Origin of the sequence: Anaerostipes hominis (ex Lee et al. 2021), assembly GCF_002270485.1 — a bacterium.
Taxonomy (GTDB): Bacteria; Bacillota; Clostridia; order Lachnospirales; family Lachnospiraceae; genus Anaerostipes; species Anaerostipes hominis.
In genome coordinates, this window is sequence record NZ_NQOG01000011.1 from 93472 (window position 1) to 103007 (window position 9536).

General features: G+C 39.0%; 3 protein-coding genes. All 3 read left to right on the forward strand.

Annotation, left to right across the window (positions count from 1 at the left end):
- Positions 1–54 precede the first annotated feature (54 nt).
- Positions 55–7182, forward strand: a complete 7128-nt coding sequence (locus CI597_RS11335) for a DNRLRE domain-containing protein (protein WP_095142949.1) — start codon at positions 55–57, stop codon at positions 7180–7182.
- A gap of 27 nt (positions 7183–7209) precedes the next feature.
- Positions 7210–8265 (forward strand): hypothetical protein, encoded by a 1056-nt coding sequence (locus CI597_RS11340; protein WP_024728692.1) that lies wholly within the window; start codon positions 7210–7212, stop codon positions 8263–8265.
- A 157-nt stretch (positions 8266–8422) separates the two neighbouring features.
- On the forward strand, positions 8423–9536 hold a 1114-nt coding region (locus tag CI597_RS11345; protein ID WP_143266085.1), incomplete at its 3' end, for an RHS repeat protein.

Below are 9536 nucleotides of genomic sequence, written 5' to 3' on the forward strand. Positions count from 1 at the left end.
TGGACGTCTTTATTATAACAGACAGTACAACTGGATGAAAGGAGAAGAGTTATAATGAAGAAATTGGTAAAGCCAACAATCTGTGCGGCTCTGTCATTTATTTTGATGTTTACATCTGTTCAGTGGAGCGGCATTCTTGCCGGACCAAGGCGGGTAAATGCCGAGGCATCAAAAGATGTAAAAGAAGTCATTGACAGCGAGAGCACAAAAAATTCAACTACATTCCGCCTGTCCAACGGAAAGAAGGAATCTGTGTTTTACGGACAGGATGTAAGGTACGAAGATGAAAATGGAAATCTGAAAGACTATGATCCGACCCTTGTGGAGATTAAAGACAAGACCAGCGGGCACGGACATAATCTGAAAGACTATCAATACGAAAACAAAGACGGGGATAAAAAGCAGTATCTGCCCAAGAAGCTGACGGAATCCACTCCGGTTTTGATGGAGCATGATAAGTATGAAATCTCTTTTGCACCGATCACTGGAGAAGAAGAAAGCGGCATTAAGACACAGGACCAGCAGAAAGAAAAAACAGAGGAGAATGCATTTTCTTGTATTAATAAGTTAAAAAGGACAAAACTCCAGAGAGAGGAAGTCCTGACGGCAGAAGACAAAAAAGAAGAGCTGCCGGTCAGTGTGGCATACGAGTCAGAAGATAAAAACTGTACGTTTTTATATCAGTCACTGGACACGGGAGTGAAAGAAAGTGTCACATTAAAAGAGATCCCGGACAGCAATCAGCTGAAGTTCCGGTTTTATGCCAAAAACCTGACAGCAAAGAAAAACATCGGGGACGGCGGCATCACGTTCTATGACAAAGAAAGTGAAGACATCATTGCCTCACTGGAAGCTCCGTCAATGAATGATGACACGAAAGAAGCATACAATGAAAAATTATCCTATGATATTAAACCGATCAAGGACGAAAAAGATACTTATGAACTGACACTGACACTGGATGAGGAATATCTGAAAGACAAAAACCGCAAATATCCGATTACGATTGATCCCACAGTCACATGGAAAGGATCAACAGACTTCTGGGACGTGTACGTGATCAATGGAAGTTACAAAAACACCAACTTTTATGATTCCGGCATAACGGCAATGATGGCTGGAAAGGCCAGCAAGGGAATATATCGTACATACCTGAGATTTAAGGATTTCACGGCAAAGATTAAAAATAAGTACGTGGACACTGCCACATTGACCATGTATGAAACCGGTGACAGCACCAGCGGCCAGACGATTGAGGCAAGGAGAGTCACTTCTAACTGGTCAAGACCCGGACTTACATGGAGTAACCGTCCCGGATATTCCACAAATTATGGAAGTGTGACGACAACGGGAACCACCCATAAAGCAAGGAGCATCAACCTGACCAAATATGCCAGGGAGTGTGCAAACGGATCTATCACCTCCTACGGCGTCATGCTGAAAAATGCGGATGAAACAAAGAAATACGGGCAGTTTTACAGTTCCAGGTATTCAAATGCAAGTTATAGACCCAAAATGAGTGTTACATATTATGACGGGCCGACAACTCCGACTTCTGCTTCTGTGACTCCGCAGTATATGAAGAAGGGACAGACACTGACAGCGAAATGGGCAGGCATCAGTTCCAAATCCTTAAACAGGGTAGAATACAGAGTTGCAACCTTTGATCCTGCTAAAAATGCGGAAGTGAACGCAAATTACCGCGCTTATTCCGGAAGCACAAAGCTTGGGACAACAGGAAGCGGAAGCGCTTCTGTACCGGACAGTAAGAACTGGCCGGAGGGATGCTATAAGTTCGTCATCCGAGGTGTGGACAACGGAGGGATCAACGGTACCGGAAAAGGATATATATTTTATGTAGACGGGGCAAAACCAGTGATCCATGACGTGATCGTACAAGGGGAAGGAGCAAAAGGAACAACGGAAGATAATCCATCTTCTGACATTGCTCCGGTTTTGAGCTGGCATGTTTCAGATACATATTTAAGTAAGGTCGAATATAAGGTAGAGAATGGAAGCTATATTAATTTAGGAAATAGTTCAGCCGGAAGCATTGCTATTAACAGTGCATCTTTTAATGAAAATAGGTCTTACACTGTTACTATACGAGTTACTGATAAAGTGGGAAATCAAACAGAGAAAACAGTACAGTACTACTATGAAGATAAAGCCAAAGTATCTGATTATCAGCCAACCGAACCAGAGGTAAAGTCATCTTATGGGAAAGCACTGATTTCATGGAAACAAAGTTCGGCGAATCTTCCGGGAAGTATTTATTATGAAGTGCATTGGGGAGAAAGTGCAGACTTTACTCCAGATGACAGCAATCTGGTACGAAGTGCTGTTAAAGATACCTATGTCGCTGATATGAATACAGGTGACGGAAAAGAATACTATTATAAAGTATGTGCAGTGAAACTTGCAAAATCAGGAAAGGTACTATCAAGAAGCAATTATGTTACAACGGGAAAAGTAAGACAGCAAGAAGCAAGAGAGTTTGAGCAGTATCTGGGAGAAAAAGACTATCGGGACACACTAGAACTATCGACACCAAATGGAACTGGTACTATTGATAAAGCCAGCGGAAATCTGACTTATTCAGGAGATGACTTTGATATTAATGTGGGTGGAATGGGGTTATCCTTGACCAGAACCTATAATAGCCAAAGTAAGAAAGCAGGTATGCTTGGAAATGGATGGTATGATACCTTTCATAAGCAGTTATATCAAGTGGGAGATAACCTTATCTTTCAAGATAGTGATGGAACTTATATTACCTTTGAGAAAAATGGAAACTCTTACACATCCAAAGAAACAAAAGATTATACACTGTCACTGACTGAAAATAATTCGAAGGCGTCCACTTTAAAAAATGCCGCAAAAAGCACCGTTTTGGTCAATACGAGAGCAAATAACATATTAGGAAGAAGTACATCAAGAACAGCAACATATAATCCAAGCCATAATACAAAGACAGAAACAGGGGAAATACAGCCCGTAATTTCGGAAAAGAGTGTAATAGTCGTTTGTACATTGACAGATAAAAATAACACAACATATCAGTTTGATGCCAATGGTCATATGACAGGAATGGAAGATGCCAATGGAAACTATGTTCTGTATGGATACAATGAAAAAGGACAATTAGAAACAGTAACCAGCAATAAGAATCAAACATTAACTTTAAAATATAACGGAGGAGACGGTGAGGATGCAGATCGGTTAAAAGAGATTGTCTTGCCGGATGAGACAAAGGTTTCCTATACATATGAAAAAGGAAATCTGATCAAAGCCACACACAGTTCCAAAGATGGAGGAGACTCTGTTGTCTATCACTATGCATATGATTCAGAAGACCACTTAATAAACATCCAGGATGCAAAAGGGAATGACTATGGAATCTCTTACCAAGGACAAAAGGCGAGTAAAGTCACAAAACCGAATGGATCTTATCAACAACTCACTTATGGAGATGGAACAACAGCGGTATCCAATCATAAGAATGGGGGAGTGAAGCTTTCCGAAGACTCAATTACTTATGATACATCCAATGGTAAATTATTATCAGCCACGGATGTCAATGGGATTACAACGACTTATAATTACGCAGATGCATCCAACAATTTGCTGCAGACAGGAACCACAGCCAAAGTTTATTATCAAACTTTAACAGATGGGGTGGTAAACTTTGCATCTGATGATAAGATTACAACGAGTACGACATATAATGCCGATGAAAATGTAGTCAAAGAAGTAGATGAGACTGGACAGGTAACAACCACAACCTATGGAGACAGCAAAAATAAAAATCTGCCGACCAATGAAGTGACCAGCAATGAAGATGGGAAGGTCTCCAATGTTACAACAACCTATGATGAAAATGGAAATCCTTTAACAGAGAAAGATTCAGTTGCTGATACTGAGACAAAATATTTATATGATAATAAAAATAATTGGGAGATGACAGATGAATGGCAGTATGAAGAGGGAGAAGAGATCTCACATGAAAAAGTAGACAGCGAGGAATTGGATCATGAGGTAAAAGAATCTAGTACTTTGACCCAGGGGAAGATAGAAGAAATTTCTACAGCAAAACAGGATAACATGGGTCGTGAGATCTACAGCAAAGATGAAAAGACAGGGGAAGAGACTTCGATTTCTTATGATTTCATGGGGAGAGTTACGAAATCTGTAAAGTCTCTTGATGGAATCAGTCAAACAGAGGTGAAGTCTTATGATGCCAATGGAATGACGGTATCTGAAACTTCTAATACAGGGATTACTACTTCTTATGAGTATGATTCACTAAATCGTGTGACAACAGCTACGGAAAGTGCCGATGGAAAAACAAAGACTACAAAAACAGCGTATGGATATGAAGATGCGAATATCCATACCTTAGATGGTACAAAAGTATATCAGAATCTAGCTGTACAGACCGTTACGACCAATGGAACAGTTACATCAAAAAGTTATACAGATTCAGAGGGAAATGTAGTGCGTACTCTGAATGACGGAATTTATACGGATTATGTATTTACAGGAGATGGAAAAGAAATAGCATCCATTGTTCTGGGGACAAACAAAACCGGGAAAGAAAAGGTTACAGTTCAATTGTTTGATAAAGAAGGGAATCAGACACACATCATTCGAAATCCAAATGTAACGGCAGGAAACATTACATTACAAAAGGATACGATCGTTACAAAAGCAGCCTACGATGCTAATGGTAATGAAACAGCAGAAACGGATGGAAAAGGAAATGAGACTACTTATACCTATGATGATCAAAACAGGATCACAGGAGTGTCCCAGGATGGAGGAAATGTCAGCAGTACGATATCCTATGCCATGTTAGATGGAAAAAAAACAACAAGTATCACGGATGCCAAAGGTCATGTGAATATGGAAGTGACAAATGAGGCGGGACTTACGGAAAGTAGTATAGACCAAGGAGATGCAGAAGAGCGTATTTCTACAAAATATTCTTATGATGACAGTGGAAATAAGATAAAAGAAACTTTTAACAATGGAGCATATAAAGCCTACAGTTATGACAAAAAGAACCGCATAACCAAAACGGAATCTTTTGAAGCACCGGAAGTAGGAGAAAGTAGTGGAACAAGGACATTAAAAACAGCTTATCGGTATGACGCACAGGACAGGCTTTTAGAAGCAATTGATTATAGTGTTGTAGGAAATACAGAAACGGCTTACCGCTATACAGAATATACATATGACAGCCGGGGAAACGTAACAAGCTTTGCAGAACTCAGTCAAGAGAGCCAACCAACGGCTGAAGAGATATCAGCGAAAAAGATCCGTTATGTTTATGATAGTGAAGGAAAACTCACAAAAGTTGCTTATCCAACCATAAAAGACGGGGTACAAGGATTAACTTATGAATATAATGAGAATGGATGGCTTATAAAAGTTGAGGCAAATGTAAAAACTGGAGAAAGCAGTACCGAAAAGACGATCCGAAGCTATTCCTATGATTCCTTTGGAAAAGTAAAAGAAATCAAAGATTACAGGAATATTCTTTCTGCTGGAGACAAGGCAGTAAGAAAAATCTATACTTATGATAGTTTTGACCGCGTGAAAGAAATGATATACACAGATCTTGAGCATCCCGATACGGTGATGGAATCTTATACCTATGAGTATGATAAGAATTCCTATATCACAAAAAAAACAGAGGTCAACAACTATCCACCAGAAGGTGAAAAAAAGATTGATGAATCAAAGGATTATACCTATGATGCCTTGGGAAGACTCACAAAAACGATAACAACCAATCATAAAAAAGATGATGAAAAGAAAACGACTACCTATGAGTATGATAAGGTTGGAAACCGTACTTTGGAGAATGTAAACGAGAAGGCTACAAGCTATAATTATAATGGGTTAGACCAGGCATTGACGGCGACAAAATATGAAGGTGTCAGCGTTTCTGAACAGATCCAGTATGAGTATGATGCGAATGGAAATGAAATAAGCCAGCATAGTACGAAAACAGGAGAAACTACAAGGAGAAGTTATGACGCAGAGAATCGACTGAGTAAAGTGTCTGTAGAAAAAGATGGGAAGACTATGACCATTCAGGAAAATCAATATAATGGGGAAGGACAGAGGATACGGAAGACAGAAGGAGATACCGTAAGGAACTATTATTACCAGGATGGAGTGGTTTCCTATACGACAGATGCAGCCAAGACACAAACAAGCCAAAATTTAATTGGACTGGAAAGAAACATCATTGGAACAGAGCGTTATGATGGTAACCAGACTTCCTATTATATGTATAATAAAGATATCCAGGGAAGTACGACAAGTCTTGTAAAAGAAGATGGAAGTGCTGATGCAACCTATCAATACACAGATTTCGGAGAGACAACGATCAGTGGAGCTAATCAGGCCAGAAATGAAATTTGTTATACAGGTGGGATTTATGATAAAACTACAGCTTTTTATTATCTGAATGCAAGGTACTATAATCCTGAAGGTGGAAGATTTGCCACGGAAGATACCTATCGTGGGGAGCCAAATGATCAAGATACATATCACTTGTATACGTACTGTGCTAATAATCCAATTAACTATGCAGATCCAAGTGGACATAAGAAAGAATGGATTAGTAAGAAAAAAGGAAATGTATACAAGAGAAGTTTTAAAGAAATGCGTATATGTACGGATGGTAGAATTGCAAACAAATATGAAAAAAAGAAAAAGAGACCTTATGAAGATAAAAATCATCAGGGAAAAACAGCATGTTTTGGTAATGTAGTTGCATCTGATGCGGTTCCGTATATTGTAATACCTTCCAGTATGAAAAAGTATAAATTTTCTTCAGGAGTAATTGTGAATAGAAAAAATGGGGATTATATGTACGCTGTAGTTGGTGAAACAGGTGGTACCAAACCAGTTGGTGAGGTATCCATATATGCGGCATGGAAAATGAATTACATAACGCCACCGAAAAACCATCAAGTATACGAAAATCATAGAATCGGAAATAAAAGTCAAAATGGAAGATGGAAGATTATTCTTTTCCAAAAATCTGCTCCAAACTCTAAAAAAGCAAAAAGTGGATGGAAATATAAAAAAACGAGTACACTTAATCCCCAGATAAAAAGTGTAGGACAGAAATGTTATAAAGGAACAGGAAAATGCTTAAATTAATCTATATTTGTTGGAAGAGGTGTATGCATGGAAAAGTTGAAAGTTTCAATAATATTTATAATCACACTGACATTCGTTTGTGGTTTGTTTGCAGCATGTCAAAACAAGTCAAAACAAGTTCGATTTTCCGATCTTGTTGATTGGAACAAGGAAAAGATAGCTGAAAGCGGGTACCCTGAATGGGCACCCGCCCTTGTTCAGAATAAAACCTATGTTTTTTATCAAAATTCAGATTGGGAGATTATACGAGTTGATAAAAATAACCATAAGAAAACAATCATAAAAAAACTTACAAAACTTCGTGATTCTCCTTATGATGTTGGGATGACTCTTTTAAACAATAGGTTATATTATATATATGACTCTTGTCTGTATCAATGTGATTTTAACGGAGATAATGAAACTCAAATTATTTCAAAACAAAAATTACAACAGTTTACAAAAAATACAAATATTCAGGATACAGTTAATGGAGTAAAGTTTTATAAAAACGAGATGTATTTAATTATAGGGTGTGATGTACTAGTAAAGTTTAATTTTAATACAAAGGAATTGCAAACAGTAGCCAAGGAAGTTGGGTCCGGGACTTTTTATAAAGATGATTTTTATTACGTTGATTACACAGCATTGTATAAAGTGAATTTGGAGACATTAAAAAGGACGCTTGTGAGAGGTCAGAAGTATTCAAAAAAATTATTGAAAATAAAGGATACAGTGTATTACCAAACGATCATGAATATTAAAGGAAAGCTATATTATACTCGTTCCCAAGGTAAATGGGCATCAGAGGGTGGTGCACCATCGAAAGTATATTTGTATCAAGATAGTGGAAATGATATAAAAAAATACAATGCTAGTACAGATTTACATAATCTTGTATATGATGGAGGAAAAATTGCTTACTATGATACACATCCCAAGGAAATCAAACTTATTTTAGTAATTTATGATTTGGATACTGGAAAAGAAAGAAAAATAGATCTGCCAAAGGACTTCTCTCAGGTAGAGCAGCTTGTCGATGATATTTTATTATATCGGTCAGATAAGGGTCAACTTACTTATTCTGTATTTAAAATTTCTTAAAAAGCAGGTCAAGATCCAAAAAGAACTGAACGGAGTTGTAAAGTCAGAGGAAAAGAAATGCGATGACAACGGTACTTTCATATCAGAGACTTAAGATACAGGAGTTACCACTTCTTACAGCTACGACGTAAATAACCGGGTAAAAGAGGCTGTCGAAGTGTCAAAGGACGGCATCACGAAAACTACAAAGACAGGCTATGGGTATGCCGACCGGGAGATTCACACACTCTCTGGAATGAAAAGCTATCAGAATCTTTCTGTCGTCACCACAACCGTGAACGGAAAGGTTCAGGGAGAAACATATACCGATGGTTCCGGCAATACCGTCCGGGAGAAAAGCAACGGCATTTATACGGACCATGTATTTACAGAAGACGGCAAGGAGACAGCGTCCATTCTTCTCGGCACAAAAGCCGGAGCGGATGTCAAAGGAAAGATTACTTTAAACCTGTATGACCGAAATGGAAAACAGACACATACAGTCCAGAATCCTGTGATTGCCGGTGAGGATGTTTCTATTAATCCGGAGAAGTCCATTGTCAATCAGACCGCTTATGATGACAAGGGAAATGAGACGGCCAAGACAGACGGAAACGGCAATACGGTGGCGTACACTTACGATGACCAGGACCGGGTGACCCAAATATCCCAGGGAGATAACAGTACTTCCATATCCTATACGATGGGAACTGATGGGGTGAGTACTACAAGCATCACGGACGCCATGGGTCATGAAAACGTTGAGGTGACCAACGCAGCCGGACTGACAGAAACCACGACGAGCAAAGGAAATCTGGGAGAGAGCATTTCCACCAAATTTACTTATGATACAAATGGAAATAAGACCAAAGAAACCTATGAAAACGGGGCTTACAAGACGTATCATTATGATAAAAAGAACCGTCTGACAGAGACTAACACCTATGAAGCACCTGAAGCAGGAAGTGAAACAGGTACGAGGACTCTCAAAACTTCTTATAGCTACGACGGCAACGACCAGCTCATAGAAATGGTGGATTATCAGGTCAGCGGAAATACAGAAACAGCTTACCGCTATACAGAGTGTGAGTATGACGGGCTTCAGAGAAAGACAACTTATGCGGAACTGAGTCAGTCAGAGAGGCCAACAGCTGACGAGATCAAAAGCCATGCGATTAAATATACTTACGACGCAGAAGGCAAACTTACGAAAGTTACCTATCCAACGAAAAAAGATGGGGTAAGAAGCCTTTCTTATCATTACACCAGCGACGGCTGGCTGTCTGTGATCA